This window comes from Paenibacillus peoriae (assembly GCF_022531965.1).
Lineage (GTDB): Bacteria > Bacillota > Bacilli > Paenibacillales > Paenibacillaceae > Paenibacillus > Paenibacillus polymyxa_D.
Genome location: NZ_CP092831.1, coordinates 1883091 through 1900405 on the forward strand (window position 1 = coordinate 1883091; position 17315 = coordinate 1900405).

The 17315-nt window shown below is 43.1% G+C and carries 19 protein-coding genes, 2 tRNA genes and 1 pseudogene; 13 read left to right on the forward strand and 9 right to left on the reverse strand.

Annotation, left to right across the window (positions count from 1 at the left end; genetic code table 11):
• Nucleotides 1–2 precede the first annotated feature (2 nt).
• Nucleotides 3–599 (forward strand): dephospho-CoA kinase, encoded by a 597-nt coding sequence (gene coaE, locus MLD56_RS08515; protein ID WP_029516632.1) that lies wholly within the window; start codon nucleotides 3–5, stop codon nucleotides 597–599.
• Nucleotides 596–1159: a lytic transglycosylase domain-containing protein gene (locus MLD56_RS08520; protein ID WP_029516633.1), complete on the forward strand. Its 564-nt coding sequence runs from the start codon at nucleotides 596–598 to the stop codon at nucleotides 1157–1159. The genes coaE and MLD56_RS08520 overlap by 4 nt, the downstream gene beginning before the upstream one ends.
• A 116-nt stretch (nucleotides 1160–1275) precedes the next feature.
• Here MLD56_RS08520 and MLD56_RS08525 read toward each other — a convergent pair whose 3' ends face one another.
• Nucleotides 1276–1500: an alpha/beta-type small acid-soluble spore protein gene (locus MLD56_RS08525; RefSeq protein ID WP_025685069.1), complete on the reverse strand. Its 225-nt coding sequence runs from the start codon at nucleotides 1498–1500 to the stop codon at nucleotides 1276–1278.
• A gap of 105 nt (nucleotides 1501–1605) precedes the next feature.
• Here MLD56_RS08525 and nrdR point away from each other — a divergent pair, with 105 nt between their 5' ends.
• From nrdR to MLD56_RS08540, 3 genes are all read left to right on the forward strand, one after another.
• Complete coding sequence (gene nrdR, locus MLD56_RS08530) at nucleotides 1606–2073, forward strand: transcriptional regulator NrdR (protein WP_013309614.1); 468 nt, start codon at nucleotides 1606–1608, stop codon at nucleotides 2071–2073.
• Between the two features lie 129 nt (nucleotides 2074–2202).
• Nucleotides 2203–2278: transfer RNA gene (locus tag MLD56_RS08535), tRNA-Ala, on the forward strand.
• A 12-nt stretch (nucleotides 2279–2290) separates the two neighbouring features.
• A tRNA-Lys gene (locus MLD56_RS08540) sits at nucleotides 2291–2363 on the forward strand.
• Between the two features lie 157 nt (nucleotides 2364–2520).
• Here MLD56_RS08540 and MLD56_RS08545 read toward each other — a convergent pair.
• From MLD56_RS08545 to MLD56_RS08555, 3 genes and pseudogenes are all read right to left on the reverse strand, one after another.
• Nucleotides 2521–3525, reverse strand: a pseudogene (locus tag MLD56_RS08545) (alpha/beta hydrolase family protein).
• Complete coding sequence (locus MLD56_RS08550; protein WP_049816947.1) at nucleotides 3522–4172, reverse strand: GNAT family N-acetyltransferase; 651 nt, start codon at nucleotides 4170–4172, stop codon at nucleotides 3522–3524. Before MLD56_RS08550 ends, MLD56_RS08545 begins: the two are co-directional and overlap by 4 nt.
• Nucleotides 4173–4189: 17 nt before the next feature.
• Nucleotides 4190–4945, reverse strand: coding sequence for a helix-turn-helix domain-containing protein (locus tag MLD56_RS08555; protein WP_029516634.1), 756 nt, complete (start codon nucleotides 4943–4945; stop codon nucleotides 4190–4192).
• A 228-nt stretch (nucleotides 4946–5173) separates the two neighbouring features.
• Between MLD56_RS08555 and MLD56_RS08560 the strand changes: the two genes are divergently transcribed.
• The 4 genes from MLD56_RS08560 to MLD56_RS08575 all read left to right on the forward strand — a co-directional run bounded on the left by MLD56_RS08560 (nucleotide 5174) and on the right by MLD56_RS08575 (nucleotide 7408).
• On the forward strand, nucleotides 5174–6052 hold the full coding sequence (locus tag MLD56_RS08560; RefSeq protein ID WP_049816948.1) for a radical SAM/SPASM domain-containing protein: 879 nt from the start codon (nucleotides 5174–5176) through the stop codon (nucleotides 6050–6052).
• Nucleotides 6053–6286: 234 nt separating this feature from the next.
• Complete coding sequence (locus MLD56_RS08565; RefSeq protein ID WP_029516636.1) at nucleotides 6287–6466, forward strand: hypothetical protein; 180 nt, start codon at nucleotides 6287–6289, stop codon at nucleotides 6464–6466.
• A 32-nt stretch (nucleotides 6467–6498) separates the two neighbouring features.
• Nucleotides 6499–6837 (forward strand): hypothetical protein, encoded by a 339-nt coding sequence (locus MLD56_RS08570; protein ID WP_029516637.1) that lies wholly within the window; start codon nucleotides 6499–6501, stop codon nucleotides 6835–6837.
• A gap of 10 nt (nucleotides 6838–6847) precedes the next feature.
• The gene (locus tag MLD56_RS08575; RefSeq protein ID WP_029516638.1) at nucleotides 6848–7408 is read left to right on the forward strand and encodes an ABC transporter substrate-binding protein; all 561 of its coding nucleotides are present in this window, start codon (nucleotides 6848–6850) and stop codon (nucleotides 7406–7408) included.
• A gap of 127 nt (nucleotides 7409–7535) precedes the next feature.
• On the opposite strand, the gene MLD56_RS08580 is transcribed toward MLD56_RS08575, so the two are convergent.
• From MLD56_RS08580 to MLD56_RS08595, 4 genes are all read right to left on the reverse strand, one after another.
• Nucleotides 7536–8672 (reverse strand): hypothetical protein, encoded by a 1137-nt coding sequence (locus tag MLD56_RS08580; RefSeq protein ID WP_029516639.1) that lies wholly within the window; start codon nucleotides 8670–8672, stop codon nucleotides 7536–7538.
• Nucleotides 8673–8763: 91 nt separating this feature from the next.
• Nucleotides 8764–9174 (reverse strand): DUF4183 domain-containing protein, encoded by a 411-nt coding sequence (locus tag MLD56_RS08585; RefSeq protein ID WP_029516640.1) that lies wholly within the window; start codon nucleotides 9172–9174, stop codon nucleotides 8764–8766.
• An 88-nt stretch (nucleotides 9175–9262) separates the two neighbouring features.
• Nucleotides 9263–10075 carry a DNA alkylation repair protein gene (locus tag MLD56_RS08590; RefSeq protein WP_029516641.1) on the reverse strand — a complete coding sequence of 271 codons (813 nt, stop codon included), beginning with the start codon at nucleotides 10073–10075 and terminating at the stop codon, nucleotides 9263–9265.
• Between the two features lie 76 nt (nucleotides 10076–10151).
• Nucleotides 10152–10826 carry a Crp/Fnr family transcriptional regulator gene (locus tag MLD56_RS08595; protein ID WP_029516642.1) on the reverse strand — a complete coding sequence of 225 codons (675 nt, stop codon included), beginning with the start codon at nucleotides 10824–10826 and terminating at the stop codon, nucleotides 10152–10154.
• A 206-nt stretch (nucleotides 10827–11032) separates the two neighbouring features.
• Here MLD56_RS08595 and MLD56_RS08600 point away from each other — a divergent pair, with 206 nt between their 5' ends.
• The 4 genes from MLD56_RS08600 to MLD56_RS08615 all read left to right on the forward strand — a co-directional run bounded on the left by MLD56_RS08600 (nucleotide 11033) and on the right by MLD56_RS08615 (nucleotide 16179).
• A complete protein-coding gene (locus MLD56_RS08600) occupies nucleotides 11033–12115 on the forward strand; it encodes an ankyrin repeat domain-containing protein (RefSeq protein WP_029516643.1) in 1083 nt (360 codons plus the stop codon).
• Nucleotides 12116–12522: 407 nt separating this feature from the next.
• Nucleotides 12523–13269, forward strand: a complete 747-nt coding sequence (locus tag MLD56_RS08605) for a DeoR/GlpR family DNA-binding transcription regulator (RefSeq protein WP_029516644.1) — start codon at nucleotides 12523–12525, stop codon at nucleotides 13267–13269.
• Between the two features lie 2 nt (nucleotides 13270–13271).
• Nucleotides 13272–14183, forward strand: coding sequence for a 1-phosphofructokinase (pfkB, locus tag MLD56_RS08610; protein WP_029516645.1), 912 nt, complete (start codon nucleotides 13272–13274; stop codon nucleotides 14181–14183).
• A gap of 67 nt (nucleotides 14184–14250) precedes the next feature.
• Nucleotides 14251–16179, forward strand: coding sequence for a PTS fructose transporter subunit IIABC (locus tag MLD56_RS08615; RefSeq protein ID WP_029516646.1), 1929 nt, complete (start codon nucleotides 14251–14253; stop codon nucleotides 16177–16179).
• A gap of 153 nt (nucleotides 16180–16332) precedes the next feature.
• On the opposite strand, the gene MLD56_RS08620 is transcribed toward MLD56_RS08615, so the two are convergent.
• Complete coding sequence (locus tag MLD56_RS08620; protein WP_029516647.1) at nucleotides 16333–17208, reverse strand: LysR family transcriptional regulator; 876 nt, start codon at nucleotides 17206–17208, stop codon at nucleotides 16333–16335.
• Between the last annotated feature and the right edge of the window lie 107 nt (nucleotides 17209–17315).

Consider the following 17315-nt stretch of genomic DNA (forward strand, 5'->3'; position numbering starts at 1 on the left):
GCATGAATATCGGATTAACCGGAGGTATTGCTACCGGAAAAAGCACCGTGTCGGCTCTTTTGGTCGCCAAAGGTGCGCTGCTGATCGACGCAGATGCCATTGCCCGGGAAGTGATGCTTCCGGGGCATCCGGTGTTGGCGGCGGTCATTCAGCATTTTGGACAAGCTATAGTGAACAGTGACGGAACTCTGCTTCGCAAAAAACTGGGAGAGATTGTATTCGGAGACCCTGCCCAGCGGCAGGCACTTAACGATATTACACATTCTGCTATTCGTGAGGAAATGCGTATGCGCATGGAAGCATTTGAACGGGAACAGCCGGACAAGCTTGTTTTGGCAGATATTCCGTTACTGTACGAGTCGGGGCTTGAGAGCTTGTACGAGGAAATTATGGTTGTGTACGTACCACGTGATATTCAGCTCCAGCGTCTGGTGCTCAGAGACGGTCTGACGGAGGAGCAAGCTGGACTTCGGCTGTCCGCACAAATGGATATTGAGCAAAAGAAAAGCTTGGCCGATATCGTTATTGATAATAGTGGAACACAGACTGAGACGAAGCGACAAATTGATCAATTTTGGCAGCGGAAGGGACTTGCATGAATATTTTGCGAAAGAAAAGAGTCCTGCTCATTTTGTTTGTCGGGTTTGTCCTGATTCTATTCCTTAATTCAAATTGGATGTCCTGGTTCTATCCAATTCAATATAAGGATGAGATTCGGCAGTATTCACAGACGTATGAAGTAGACCCATTTTTGGTGGCGTCTATTATCCGTGTAGAAACCAATTTTAAAACCAGTAAGCAGTCACATAAGGGGGCGCTAGGGCTGATGCAGATTATGCCGAATACGGCAAATTGGATTATGGACAGCGCCCAGATTCAAAAGGTTCCGCTGGACAGCGTCAAGCACGAGCCTGGCACCAATATTGAGCTGGGAACCTGGTATTTGCATAACCTATCCATAAAGTTTCAGGATAATCCTGTAGCAATCGTAGCTGCTTACAATGCAGGGCCGGGTAAAGTTCAAGAGTGGCTGGATAAGGGAGTGTGGGATGGAAAGGAAGAGTCCATCAAGCAAATCCCTTTTGGTGAGACACGACATTATGTACAGCGGGTCATTTATTACTACAGGCAATACACGAAAATTTATAATGATTTTTAAATCCAAGTTAATGACATGATGAGCTTTTCGCTTTAAAATGAAAAAAGCGTTGGACAGGCTGTTTTTACCAGCCCATCCAGACACTTTTTCTTGTTATTTTTGCATTATTACCGCGATTATTGGTATTGACCTGCCAATTGTTGTTCGGCGATCGTTACGAGGCGTTTTGTGATGTAGCCCCCGATCGAACCGTTCTCATAGGAAGTCATATTACCTTGGTATCCATCTTGAGGAATGCTGATACCCAACTCTTGAGCGATTTCAAATTTCATTTGCTCCAGAGCGCCGGAGGATCTGCTGACTACCAGATTGTTGGAGTTGCCATTGTTTCCTTGTGCCATTGTTGTTCACCTCCTCGCGATATGGTAAACATATTATGATCTGTTTTGACAAAATTATTACTAAAAGTCTTCGGGAATTTATTGGAAAAAGAAAGTGGTGAGATTATGAAATGTCCGTATTGTGCCTACAATGGCACGAAAGTGCTGGATTCGCGACCTGCGAATGATAACAAGTCCATCCGTCGCCGCCGTGAATGTGAGCAGTGTGCCAGGCGTTTTACCACCTTTGAAATGGTGGAGGAAACCCCTCTCATGGTCATCAAAAAAGACGGCAGCCGTGAAGAGTTTAGTCGTGATAAAATGCTGCGCGGTCTCATTCGAGCCTGCGAGAAGCGTCCAGTATCCGTCGAGCAACTGGATATGATCGTATCCCAGGTGGAGAATGCTATCCGCAACACAGCAGCCACAGAAGTGGATAGCCAGCAGATTGGTGAGCTGGTCATGGAACAGCTCTACCCAGTGGATGAAGTCGCCTACGTACGTTTTGCGTCCGTCTATCGTCAGTTTAAAGACATCAATATGTTTATGAAGGAACTGAAAACACTGTTATCTAAAGATACAGCCAGCGACTGATCGCTGACTGTATCTTTTCTGGGCCATGAAGGGAGAAAATTATATTTTTTTATAAAAGTATTGACACAGGGTTAAATATTTTATATGATATAGAAGTCGCTTGAAACGTTGATAAAACTTGCTTATGATGGGGCCTTAGCTCAGCTGGGAGAGCGCATCGCTGGCAGCGATGAGGTCAGGGGTTCGATCCCCCTAGGCTCCACCAAACTTTTATTATGGACTCTTAGCTCAGTTGGTAGAGCAGTTGACTCTTAATCAATTGGTCCAGGGTTCGAGTCCCTGAGAGTCCATCCTTTTAGAAAAACGGCAGAGATGCCGTTTTTTTGTTGTTTATAGATCTATTCCCAGTCTAACCGAGAACAGTTATGAGTTGAATGAGCGCGTAACTGAATGCACAGAAAACAGATCCTAGCATATTCAAAAGAAGTTTGGAAAAAACATCATTGTTTAACGCTCACTTACATAATTGGCAAGGATTTCGAGATACTCGTCATTCACCAATTTTCTTGGGGCGAATACGGCTGTTAAAAAAGTTAGAGATTTTGAACGCGCGATTTTTTCATCCATCATGGAGTGGTCGGCTTCAGGTAAATGAATCACGGACAGTAGCTCTGCGGGGATTTTCTGGTGATAGACTCGCTCGGTATCCTTTACATCAACATTAATATCTTTTCCAGCCAGAACCAAGAGTACAGGAGAATGGAAGTGACTTAATTCTTCGGTGGAATCAGACAGAAAATTTTTGCGTATAAAGCTCCATCTTTCTTTGGAAATCATATCGTCAGGATCGGCTATGCTTAGATATTCTTAATAAGAAGCCTGTCTTTTCAGTAACTGTAGAATCTCTTGATCGTAGTTCAATGTCTTTTGAATTTCTTGCGGAGTAACTCCTTCTCGCTCCAGTTCTTTTCTGGTATTAAATTGTCCTTGGGAAATCCAGTTCACGGCAGGCGATACAAGGATGCTGAATGCAATATCATGCTCCTCTTTAACGATCTTCGGAATGACCCATCCTGCTTGACTGGCTCCCCATAGGCCGATTTTTTGCTTATCAATCATAGGTAAGCTTCTTGCCCAGTCTATTGCATATCGGATCTCCTGTGCGCGGTCCTCCATGCTTTGGGCGAGCCAATTGCCAGGAGCGCTGTTAATACCGGGCTTATTCAGTGACAAGGAGGCATAACCCTTGGAAGCGAACTTTTCCCACAGTGGTTTGTATCCATCATCATAGGTGTCATTAATAGGACCATCCCCATGGACAAAAATAACCAATCCAATTTTTCCCGAGTAGTTTTTAGGCAAAGTTAATGTACCTGTTAACAGCCCTTTAGGTGTCGTGATTTGTATTTTTTCTTCTGTCATCTTGTAGGAATTTTGATATAGAACAATGAGTACCAAGGCAACAGCCAGAGCTGCCGCAATACCAAAAGTAAGCTTGAGTGTTTTTTTCAATGATGCTCTCTCCTCGAATGCAGGTTCTCTTGCCAACTCATCAGATGCCATACAGGCTCCTTGAACCAAAAATGCCGTAACCCATTATATTTGGATTGTTTTACTTCAAACGCCAGTTGGTGATACAAACGGATAGCCCCTTGGTTCTTATGCGCTACGTGAAGCGTCAATGCATGAAAACCAGATTCAACCGAAAATTGCTGTGCGAAAGCTACAAGATGGCGTCCTATTCCCTGATTACGATGACTTGAACGAATCGCCAAATGATCAATGTAACACTCATTTGCAGCAGGGGTATACTCTAGCGCATGCATACCTGCCAAAAATTTAAATACATTGAAACAACCAAACTGTTTTAGGAGCGGAGTCAAAGAAATGGGGTTTGTTTCAGGAAGTGAAGAGTAGGAGGGTTTCCATTTAAGGGAAAGAACACCGATAACTTCTTCGTTTTCTTTGGCTACAAATTGTTTCATAGATGTAGAATAAGGATTTTGAACCCAAACCTGCATTAACAACTGCTGTATAGCTTGATCCTCTAGTGTAACAAGAGATTGGAATTTTGCTTTAAACGATTCGACTAAAAGACTGCAAACAGCTTCATGGTCTTGTTTTTGGTATGCAACAATGTCAAAAGATTTTGCACTCATGTAACACCCTCCAAGATTTATTCTACTTTGACTTGAATTTCATATTGTAGCTTGTTATTGTCGAACATCGAAAGATAAGATTTTTCTACTAGAATGGTCTTGCTTTGGCAGTTATATTGGTGATGAGCTACATATCGTTCCATTTGTTTGATTTCATAATCAATCTCAGGTTCTTCAATGACGGAAAGATGCTTATAAAGATAGTTGCCTTCTTCCAGAATATAGTCAACCACATCCGCCGTTTCATAACACAGCTTCAACTGTCCAGCATCAGACAAGTAATGCAGGTCATTTTCAAATAATCGAGGTGGGGCAGGGCGGTGTTCAAATAGATTTCCGGCAGTGAACTCTTGACCATTCTCCAATGCAAACCATAGCTTTAAATGACGGGGACCTAATCGTTTGACTTGATACTCATCGCCCTGCTGGGTCCGATTATTATATTCTTCTAACACTTTGTGAATAAACTGTTCATGCATCTTTAAGTTAGCTATTTCAGCTTGTACTTTTTGCAACGAATGCTCTAAAAGCTGGTTATAATCATTGGCAGCATAGGAAGTCATACATTCTTGAATCTGACCGACAGGGACATTTAATTTACGTAGTAATAAAATATGCGATAGCTGATAAATCTCATGAAGCCCGTACATCCGATATTGATTTTCTTCAGTATGTGATGGATAGAGGATTCCCTTTTCTTCAAAATATCGCAGTTGATGTACAGATACATTCATAAGCTGAGCAAGCTGGCTGATCGTAATGTGTTCTTTCAATGAGAGGACTCCTTACTGATATTTGAATAACTCCACTATAAACCTTAGGTCAGACCTAGGGTCAATAGAAAATATCAAACAAATCTTGGATAGGCGTATGTGTCGAGCATTTGATGCCCACACAAAGGGAGAGACTGGAGAGTTTACCTGTCGGTGATAACCCGTTATAATCATAAGATTAGTGAGCATAAACAAGATGCTCAGGATGAAGGTTAGAATGGGGAAATCATGTTGAAAACTTTTAAAAAGGTATACATTGAGATAACGAGCATTTGCAATCTCGCATGCAGCTTTTGTCCTCAAACACAGCGTGTCAAAAAATTTATTGATCCGGAAGTCTTTCGAAATGTGCTTGATCAGGTCAAACCACATACAGATTATATCTATTTGCATGTAAAAGGAGAGCCGTTGCTCCATCCGAAAATTGATCTTTTACTGGAAAGTGCTCATGAGAAAGGCTTAAAGGTCAATATTACCACTAATGGTACCTTGCTGCCGAAGACCGAACATAAGCTGCTTGGGCAACCAGCGCTGCGTCAGATGAACTTCTCTCTCCATAGTTTTGACGGACATGAAGGCTCCGTGGATCGAGAAGGATATTTGGGTAATATCTTCACGTTTGTAAGAGAAGCGGTGAAACACAATGTCATTATTTCGTTCCGTCTCTGGAACTTGACTGAAGATAATTTGACTAATGTGCAGCGTCAGCGCAACCGGGAAACACTTGAACGACTGGAGCAAGAGTTTGGACTGGACTATCGGATTGAGGAAAAGGTGATACCGGGTAGTGGGGTCAAAATTGCACCAAACGTTTATTTGAATCAGGACCACGAATTTGAATGGCCGAGCCTCAGTGCCCCGGAAGATGACGGAAAAGGCTTTTGCCATGCACTCCGTAGCCAAGCAGCGATATTGGTGGATGGAACGGTGGTCCCTTGCTGTCTGGATGGAGAAGGTGTCATTAATTTAGGTAACGTGCATGAGCAATCTTTTTCCGACATTGTGGAAGGGGAGCGTGCAAATCGTCTGTACTTCGGGTTCTCCAAAAGAGAAGCGGTAGAAGAGTTATGCCGAAAATGCGGGTACCGCAAACGATTTGGAACATAGTCATACAGGTAGAGCTTTAATCGACAGTAGAATGAATCGCAAGAAAGATAGCCCTTTTGCAGGGCTTTTTTACTTATATTTTGATATATACATAATTAATGGTTTTAAACTGTTCAGACGAAGTTGGATATATTCGATTGCTTGTGAGAATGATTATCAATTATAATAAATTTAATTCTGATAGGACGGAATAAGAATTGAAGGAACGGTTTGGATGGGGGCTGAGCGGTAGTAATGAAGTTGAACGATCACATTTTGCTGTGGAATCATGTTTTTATACAGGTGATGGATGTTCGTCATAGGAAGATCGAAAAAGGAGAGGAGCTTCGAGCCTATCGACTTCCTGCCAGTGCGTTCTTATATGCCGTGCGTGGAAGCGCACGGGTACGGTTGGATACAGTATTCACAGGATAGAGCGTTTCCATGTACTGCATGGCGGAAAAGGAATGTGCCTGAGTATCCTAGCGGAGGATGTGCTTGAATATTACATCATTTTGTACAGGGCGACGTTGGCCCTGCCTGATCGCAAAGAGATAGCACAATTGCTGGAAAAGGAAAATCCCTTTCAGAATCAGTATGCTTTCGCACCACATTACCCGCTGTCCCTGTACGAGAAAGTGAAGCTGTTGGAGCAAGAATGGCCTGGAGGTTCTGGACTTGGCAAACTGCATGTTAAAGCCTTGTTTCATCAATTTGTATACGAGTTGTTGCAGCAGTTGTATTGGCAGGGCATCGAACCTCTTAAGCCCGACCTTGTATCGCAGGCTCATGCACGGAAGAGTTAAAATAACGGCCATGATGATTATGCTGTGTTTATCATTGATGCTGGGAGCTTGCTCGGCTCCGACGAATACAAATGGAAGTTCGCAAACGAAGGCTAATCATACAGCGACAACATCCAACAGCGATGGACAAGCGGCAGTGCAAGCACTGGATAAATTCCGTAGAATCAGTGAAATCTTTGGCAAGCAGAAAGAAGCCGAGCAGTGGATTACTGAATACGAGAAGAAAGCTGCAGAGGCCAGAATGAAAATTCAAGGTATCGTTAAGGACGGAGAGACGGTTTCAATTGTACAAGTCGCCAATAAATCGATATATGTTTTGGCAGCGAAAGGCGGCAATTACGGAAGTCCGACCATTTATCAGATGCTAAAGCTACCACCTACCAAGAAGGCATTGAATATGAAAGAAGGATTTGAAAATATTTCACTTGAGGTTTTACCCGAGTATATGGGAGATCACATCTTTGTATACGGTTCAGAAGATGAAGGGGCTAATCAGATTCTGCATAGTGAGCTATGGAAAGGCCTTCAGCTGGATACCATAGTTAATCTCTTATTAGCCCACAAAAAATAAAAGGATGTACAAGTAACATCTCCTATCTAAACAAGGGGAAGCTTTTAGAATTTCAAGCTGTGATAGTCATATAGACAAAATCCGCTTAACACAAAGATTCCTAAGTGTTTGGCGGATTTTATCATGTCTATATTTCTTCTTCTCTGTATGTTTTGGTGTATCTTTGAAATTCAGATTTTTGATTATCGTAATAATCAGCTCTCGTCCAAAAAATAATTTGAGAGAATGAGTCAGAATGTTCCAAATAAGTGATTAGATATACAATTTTTACTTTATCACTCTCTACCCATACTTCGTATTGCAAGCCTTGATTCCCGTTTATATTGACCTTTACTGGTCCCGTCGAAATAATCCCTTTTCCAGACCTTTTGAGTACTAATTGAGCTGAAAACTCAGCGTAATCTTTTAATGTGATCATTGAGGATTTCTCATACGGCAGTTCGGATTTCCAATCCTTGATGATCGTCATGTATGCATCGTTTTTTTCATACCAAGCTTGAATTAGCGCATCTGGATTAAGAATTAAACCAGTCTTCCATATATAAGGGAGACGAATTTGTTGCGTGGCATCTTCACTTTTAAATGTTTTCAAAATAGTTGTTGAGCGAAGGTCTGGCTTAACTTGTGAGTCGCTTAAGACTTTCAAGGAGCTGGCTATAGTTGCAAATTCGTGATGTTGTTCTACTGCAGAGCCTCCCCTTGAATAGATTAATACTTGAAGATAGTGCTGCTTACTCTCTAACATGGCACTGAAGTAATAGACCTGTTGGCCATTGTATTTCCCGCTATAATCGGCTGTTCTGGCGGTTGTGGAATCAATCTGGATTGGGGTAGTATCCACAGCCTTAAAGTTTTCTAGGCCCAATGCGGAGATTTCTTCACGTTGCTGTACGAATTCGTCGAGCGTCATATTATTTGCAAAAGCTGACTTGGGGACACGGAAAACCAGACCTACATTCTTTTTTTCTTTGTCACAAACACTAAGCACCGAATCCAGTTGTCCCTGTTTAAATTTACGCCAGCCAGCGGGAATGGTAAGAGCCACAAGATCCTCATCCGAGGTAACGGTATGAGGCAGCGACTCTGTGACGGGTAGAACAGGCTGACTTTCTTTGTCTACAACTGTTGTACTATGAGCCGCATTGTCTACATCAGAATTTGTTTGGACTGCAGTTGCAGCATTTTTTGAGGTGCAGCTGGTAAGCATGAGCACTGCGATCAGTGCAATAACATAAAATCGGAAATGCACAAAATTGAATTTCATGGAAATAACTCCCTCTGTTTCATATTTACAAAGGAAATTTTACCCTTTTATAAAATTATAAAATAGAGGCGTTTGTCCTGTTTTACGTAGCTCAGTCGCTTATGGTAGTCGTTACTGTAACATTGTTGACAGAGGTTGAGGAGGCACTAGAGTTGAAATTAATAACTTCAACGACTACTGTCGCGCCAACAATCAGGCCTGTATTTATAATTAGGTTTGTAGCAGAAAGCGTTGTTAAGCCGCCTCGCTGCAACGTCCCATTTACAAATACATTGTAGTATCCGCTACTGGTCGGAACAACAAGACTGTTTGCCGCGACTGAAGTACCACTATCATTCGTGAAATTTTGTGCTGGGATAGTGGTCACTCCACCTAATATATTACCAAGCACGACAATAGCTGTGTAACGATTAACCACTGGAGTGACATTGATACTTGTTGTGATAGCAATGTTTCCAGATACGATACTGTCTGCTTCCAGATAGATTTGAATAATAGACATAGGAATTCCTCATTCCTAATACTCCAGATAAATATAATAGTTTATGTGAATACTCTAGATATGGATTGGATGGGGAGGAGTCTTCTAATTATTTCTCTTTGTTCAAGCTTCTTTGGGCCCGGGTTACTATTCGCTTCGTTTCTTTAGTATCCGAAGCCATTAGCCATGCATTACAAACTTGAAGAACCCATTCCGGGCTGGTTTTGCTGGCATCATTCAACCAATTGCCAACGGAGTCCTGGACATATTTGACCGGATCGGACTGAACAGCCTCCAAGAGCGGAAGAGCCAACTCGGGATGTTCTTTTAGTTCAGGGATGTGCTTGGCCCAAACGCCTTGTGGTCGGGTTAATTCAATGGCAAAACGACGTATGTTAGCATCCTCATCTCGCACCCAACTGTCTAACAGGGCAAGCCCTTCAAGCAGTTGCAAGGATATGGATTCTCTCACGGCCATCCAGGCTATTTCACGTACTCCGAAATGGGAATCCGCTGCAAAGGGGCGAATGCCAGCCAATTTTTCCTCTACACTTAAACAGGGATCAACCCCGATGATGTAGGCAGCCCAGCAGCGAATGCTGTCTGAAAGATGCGAGGCCATCGCATCAAAGATGCGAATACGTTCTTCTATCGCTTGTTGCTCAAACACATGAAGCCACGCTCGCGCGATTGCGGGTATCATTTTCATGATCTTCTTTTCCTTCAGCTCATTCAATTCGGTCAGGAAGACATCGAATGATTGCTGCAAGTCAAATTCATCAAGAGTATTTTGCAATAGTACAACATGATCGACAGCCAGCCATTCGGTGAGATTCGCCGTCTGAAGCCGCCCCTGCTGTAGCAGCTGAAGCACATCACTAGGAATATCTGACCCTTTGCGAGCACCTTTTCGTTGTAACATTTCATCCACTCCATATCGTAAATTGTCTGATAGGTATACGATACTTTTTTGGGGTGGAGTATAGATGTAATGTAGTTTACAACTTCACTAACTTTTCGCGATGGATGTAAACCGTCTTAAAGCCGGTTTTAATGACCTTTTCTTTGACAAGCTCCTGAAGAGCAGCTGTTACAGCCTCACGGGTGGCCCCGACCAGATTCGCAATTTCTTGATGAGAGAGAGGGAAATTGATTTTGCAATACTCATCACGGCTTTGGAGGGCGAACTGATCGGACAATTTCAGAAGAATATACAAAATTTTATCCTGTAAATTTCCCAAAGCTAAATGCTGGGCCAGACTGCTCATTCCTGAAATTCGGTCACTTAACACCTTGATCATGTTCATCATGAACCTGGGATGTTCTATTAAAAAATGCTCGAATCGGTCTTTGTCCATACGGCAGATATCGCATTCTTCTATCGTTTCTATATACATCTCCCTTGTTCCTAGTGAAATCATATCCATTTCACCAAATACATTTCCCTCGCGGAGGATATCCAAAGTAAATTGCTTCCCGTCAGCATTTAGCTTATATAGACGTACTTTGCCCTTTTTCACAAAATAAAGTCCCTCGGAAAAGGTCTCTGGAGTTTGTATAAAGTTTTTTTTCGGTATAGTCGTAATGGAGGTCATTTGATCCATTTCAATTAAATCTTCTAATGAGAGACTATGAAGCAAATTAAATTGGGACAAATATTGAATGCTATTCATATGTTCTCCTTTTCGGTTGCACAGGGTATACAGAATCATAATACAATTATAGCTTCTATAAGGTATTTTGACCTCTATTACTCACTTGTTTGCGATAGAGTGAATAATGAATTTTGGGGAATCTGTTGGATTTATATAAAAGAGAGGTTGGTATAAAATAGATATACATGATTAATAGTAGATACATAAAGAGTGAGGTAATAACCATGATTAAATTAAAAGATGTAGGCAATTTCAAGGTTCTTCCTGAGATAGCGATGCATATCGTTCAAGGCAATATATCCGCTTTACGCCAGGCGCTGACCGAAGGCTGGGATATAGAACAAGGGATCGTACTCAGCAAATATACGACATTAAGTCCACTGGATATTACACTCATAACTGGGCAAATGGAAGTCTTGAAGCTACTGGTCGATGAGGGGGTTCAACTTAATGTAAAGGATAATCCCGCATTCCTGACGGCTGTTCGCTATGGTACCGAAGAGGTTGTCCGTTATGTGGTCGCCCATGGCGCCAAGCAGGACGGTAAAAATCATGTCAAATCTGGTGCTTATGAGCAAGCCTACTACGGTAACAAAAGTAATATGCTGCTTATCCATGAGCTGGGCCTCGATATGAAGCAGCATGCTGGAGCAACACTCCGCAACGCAGTTAGTGAGCATGACTTGAAAACAGTAGCTTTACTATTGGAACATGGCGTAGATATTAATTTCAATGCCCCTAATATGGTATATCCATATAAAGCCACGCCTTTGACAGTGGCGGCGCGCAACAACGATTTTTCGATGGTGAAGTATTTGGTTCAACTAGGCGCTGATGTGACGCTGGCAGAAAAAGATGGAGAACGGGCATATACAATTGCACTAAGTAATAAAAACGTAGAAATGGCTGAGTATTTAAAGTCTGTAGAGCCTCCGGCATTTCATAATCTGGAAAATAAACGACATGCTTTGAAAAGCTACAAGCTTCCGAAGGATTTAATAGCCTTTCTGACAGGGAATCAACTCCGTGTGAACCTGCCAGAAAATGATCTTGATATTCAATTTGTTGAGTTCTTTTCAATTATCGATACGGTTGAGATGAAGGTAGGTCGGCAAAAGCTGTTGCGTCTGTCTCTAAACGTAGATAATTACTCGGATATTATATTGGTGTGGAATCCAAAGCAGAAGTGCCTGGGTTATTATGACGAGGAGCATCAGGAATATGCGGATGTGTGCAGCTTTGCTGAGTTTCTTGCACAGCCGGAAGATTATCTGGAGAAGATTATTGAGGGTGAATATGTATCATAACAAGGTGAGCCATGAATGCGGTATGCACGCAGTCATGGCTCTTGTTATTTTAAAATACAGCGCTAGTGTACACAGGTGCCTAATGCTCATCAGGAATGGTTACGTATGAGCTGAATGAGGTTTCAGGGAAATTGGGACGAATTGTGCGCATAATGGTAAAATAGTACTGATGGAAGCTTTAGAACGTTTTTGAACGTTTACTGCTGAATTCCTATGTAAGAAGAATGAATTTACATAAAAGTAGATGAATTTTCTTTAAAATGTAAACGCAATCATGTCGATTAGAGCGGGAATTCACCATTTTGTAAAAAAATGAAGTTGGAATGAATTTTTTTGAATCTTTTTGGAGAAAAATGATTGTTTTTTATCAGGTTTGTGGTACGATATAAACAGTTGGGGGAATGAAGATGCTGACGGAGGAAAGATACAAGTTAATAATACAGCGCTTACAAGAACGTGGTGTTGTAAAGTTGCAGGAATTGGCTGATCTGTTGGGAGCTTCTGAATCAACAATTCGGCGCGATTTGATAGATCTTGAGGGCCGTCAGTTGCTAAAACGGATTCATGGTGGGGCAACCTTACTGAATCAGAAAAGTCAGGAACCTGGCATGGAAGAAAAAACATTCAAAAACGTTCAACAAAAAAACGCAGTCGCCCGCATGGCAGCCAAAGAAATTTTGGATGGCGAATGTATTTATCTGGATGCGGGAACAACAACGATGGCGATGATTCCTTACATTGAAGCTAAAGACGTGACGGTCGTGACGAATGGTCTATCCCACGTAGAAGCACTGGTAAGTAAAAGAATCAGAAGCTATCTACTGGGAGGGATGATGAAAATTCATACCAAAGCCGTAATTGGCAGTATTGCCCTACAAAATTTGGACAATTTTCGATTCGACAAGTGCTTTCTAGGAACGAACGGGGTGGATATGGAAATGGGGTATACAACTCCTGATCCTGAAGAGGCGCTAATCAAGCGGCGAGCCCATCAGTTGTCAGGCAAAACGTATGTGTTGGCCGATTCCAGCAAAATTGGAGAAGTAACCTTCGCCAAACTGTTCGAGCTCAAGGAAGCTATACTTATTACCGAATCGATGCCAGAACGCTCACGCCGATCCATCGCTCAGAAAACTAAGATAATCGAGGGATAACAATGATATATACAGTAACGCTGAACCCTTCCATTGATTATATCGTGGAAGTTGACGATTTGAAGCTTGGTGATTTGAACCGGATGAAACGTGATTTGAAATTGCCAGGTGGTAAAGGAATTAATGTATCACGTGTACTAAACCAGCTGGGAGCAGATAGCACGGCGATCGGCTTTCTAGGAGGATTCACAGGCAGGTTTATCGACGATACATTGCGGGAAGAATCCATTAAAACTGATTTTGTAATGATCGAAGATGACACACGGATTAACATTAAACTCAAGCATGGCGATGAAACGGAAATTAACGGTTTGGGACCTGTGATTCGTGAGCAAGAGGCCGATGCGTTGGTGCAAAAGCTGGCCGCACTCCAGAAAAATGACATTGTCGTCTTGTCGGGAAGTATCCCGCCGTCACTTGGAGGAGACTTCTATGATCGGCTGATTAGCGTATGCCAGCAAACTGGGGCTGAATTCGTCATCGACACCACAGGTGAGGCGCTGATGAAGGCACTGGTTCATAAACCGCTGCTCATCAAGCCAAATCACCACGAGTTGGCTGAGTTGTTTGGCGTAACTATTCACTCAAAGGAGGAGATCGTCACTTACGGTCGTAAGCTGCTGGAAGCAGGTGCAAAAAATGTACTGATTTCCATGGCAGGAGAAGGGGCTTTGTTCATTACGGCAGATGAAGTGTATCACGCAAATGTACCAGCAGGAACGGTTAAAAATTCTGTAGGCGCAGGTGATTCAATGATTGCTGGATTCGTGGGTACGCTGGCTCTTCATGGCGATCCGATCGAAGCATTCCGTGCAGGAGTGGCATCCGGAAGCGCAACTGCGTTTTCCGATGATCTGGCTACTAGAGAGAAAATTGAACAATTACGGCCGCAAGTCACGATTTCAAAACGGTAATCCGGCTGCATCATGAGCTTATTATGCGTGTATCGACACGCTGACCGAACTTAGGAGAGTGTGAAAAATGAGAATAACAGACCTGATGATTAAAGAAACGATGATCATGGACCTGCAGGCGACGACAAAGGACGAGGCGATTGAGGAGCTCATCGCTAGTCTCGAAGCAAGTGGACGTATTAATGACCGTGCCTTGTTTAAAGAAATGATTTACAAACGTGAAGCAGAGTCCAGCACTGGAATCGGCGGCGGCATTGCGATGCCGCATGCCAAGACCAAAGCTGTGAATGAAGCGACTGTCGTTTTCGCCAAAAGCAGTAAAGGCGTAGAATTCGAATCGTTGGACGGTGAGCCGGCAAAAGTGTTCTTTATGATTGCGGCTCCAGAGGGAGCAGCAAATACGCATCTTCGCACACTGGCAGCCCTTTCCCGGCTCTTAATTGATACCGATTTTATCGGGAACCTTATGAAAACGCAAACACCGGATGAAGTATCTGTGTTGTTTGATACCAAGCAGGCGGAAGAAGAAGCTGCCAAAAAAGCAAAAGAGGCTAAGAAAGAGGCAGCCAAAGCGCAGCAAACGCCAGACGTTATCGTTGGCAATCCGAATTCTGACGAGTTTGTGGTTGCAGTGACCGCTTGTCCTACAGGCATTGCACACACGTTTATGGCTGAAGATGCTCTTATTAAGAAAGCGAAAGAAATGGGTGTAAATATCCGTGTAGAGACGAATGGCTCGGAAGGCGCACAAAACGTACTGACAGCGGATGAAATTCGTCGTGCCAAAGGAGTAATCGTCGCAGCTGACAAGAAGGTTGAAATGGCCAGATTTGATGGTAAACCTGTATTACAAAGACCGGTAAGTGACGGTATTCGTAAATCTGAGGAACTGATCCGCAAAGCGCTGAACGGCGATGCGCCAATTTATCGTAGTGAAGGTAAAGGCAGCGCTGAAGAGTCGAAAGCGGAGAAGAGCAGCGTAGGCAGCAAAATCTACAAGGATTTAATGAACGGTATTTCTCATATGCTACCATTCGTTGTAGGCGGGGGGATCTTGCTAGCCATTTCCTTCTTGATTGAACAGGTAGCGGGAGAAGATAATGTATTCTTCCAACTGTTACAAACGATTGGCGGCGGAACAGGTGCGTTCCACTTCCTGATTCCGATACTGGCCGGATTTATCGCGATGAGTATTGGAGACCGCCCGGCACTGATGCCAGGTATGGTTGGGGGTCTGATGGCTGTAAACTCCAATGCAGGTTTCCTTGGCGGTCTGGCAGCAGGTTTTCTGGCTGGTTATGTGGTGATCTTCCTGCGTAAAGCTTTTGCAGGTCTACCAAAAACGCTGGATGGTTTAAAACCAATCTTGTTATACCCGGTATTCGGACTCCTAATTACAGGCGCGATTATGTTCTACCTGTTTGATCCAATTTTCGGTGGTATTAATACGTGGCTTGTCAACGTTCTGAACAATTTAGGAACAGGTAATGCAGTTATTTTGGGTCTGATCCTGGGCGGAATGATGTCGATTGACATGGGTGGACCTTTCAACAAGGCAGCTTACGCATTTTCGATCGGTGTCTTTACTTCCAGTGGTAACACGAACGGAGCTATGATGGCGGCTGTTATGGCGGGCGGCATGGTACCTCCGCTGGCAATCGCATTAGCTTCGACGTTCTTCAAAAATAAGTTTACTGAGCAAGAGCGCAAGTCTGGCTTGACGAACTATGTACTTGGATTGTCCTTCATTACGGAAGGAGCCATTCCATTCGCAGCTGCTGATCCTCTGCGTGTCTTAACCTCTTGTATTGTAGGTTCAGCGATTGCTGGTGGTCTGACGCAGTTCTGGCAAATCAATCTTCCAGCTCCACATGGCGGAATTTTTGTAGCAGCTCTTGCCAATCATGCTTTGCTGTTCTTGCTTGCAGTGGTGATTGGTTCCGTAATTTCCGCGCTCATTCTGGGACTGTGGAAAAAACCGCTTGAAGCGAAATAACAGGTATGACAACAAGAGTATAAAAATAAAGAGAGGGCCACATTTTCTTAGGCCTTCAAAATAGTAAAGCCGCTAAACACCAGGTTTCTGAGTGTTTAGCGGTTTTTTCTTTATGCAAAGATGATATAACTTATTAGTAGTCTCTCATAGATGCTATAGCCTGCAAAGCTCCTTAACCAGCTGTATAAATAGCTTTCGGGCCGAAGACATATACTGCTGGTGATGGTTGTTTTGTAATAGTCCAACGGCAATATTAGGGTCTGTTAACTGGAGGGGGACGGTGACCAGTTCCTCCGGCAAAGGCATTGACGATAGAACCACTCCAACTGAAGGAATCGTTTTTACGAACGTGGGGATCGACGAGATTTGACTGACAGTATAAAAAAACGGCATCGACGGGAAGTGTGAAAGCTCTTTCTCCAGTCGTATATGGTACAAGCAGTTCTTACCTCCGACGATAAGCGGATACGCGTACAGATCTTCGAGCTGAAGCTCACTTTTTGCCGCGAAGGGATGATTACGGGACACAATAAAGGCGATGTGTTCGTGAAATATGGATTCAAAGTGTAAAGAAGGAATGGAGTGAGGTTCCCCAGAGATAGCAAAATCCAGCTTACCATCCACCAAAGCATGTGCGAGTGCATCCGTGTTTCCAACTGTAAAATGACATGTAATATTCGGTTTATGCTCTCGAAACTGCTGCAGAGCCAAGGGGAGTAAGGTAGCCGCTACCGTTTCAAGCACACCGATATGGAGCGTGCCGATCTCCTCCTTTTTCAGCGACTTCGCCTGGTCCATTACAAAATTCCAATGCTGAATAAGTCCGTCTATCTCCTCGGCATATAGTTTGCCCGGGGACGTTAACTCCGCATCCCAACCCCTTTTAAAAAGTTGAAATCCCAGCTCTTTTTCAAGCCTCTGGATTTGGTTCGTGACTGTAGACTGAGCGTAGTTTAATTTGACAGCAGCTTTTGAAAACGTTCCTTCTTCGATTATGGTACGAAATGTAGTTAATTCTTTCAGATCCACGCTTGCTCATCTCCATCGATGAAATTGAATATATTTATGATTATTTTCAATTATACAGATGAAAGTAAGGGGAGTACAATCATCTTATCCCAACGGATAGGAGAGAT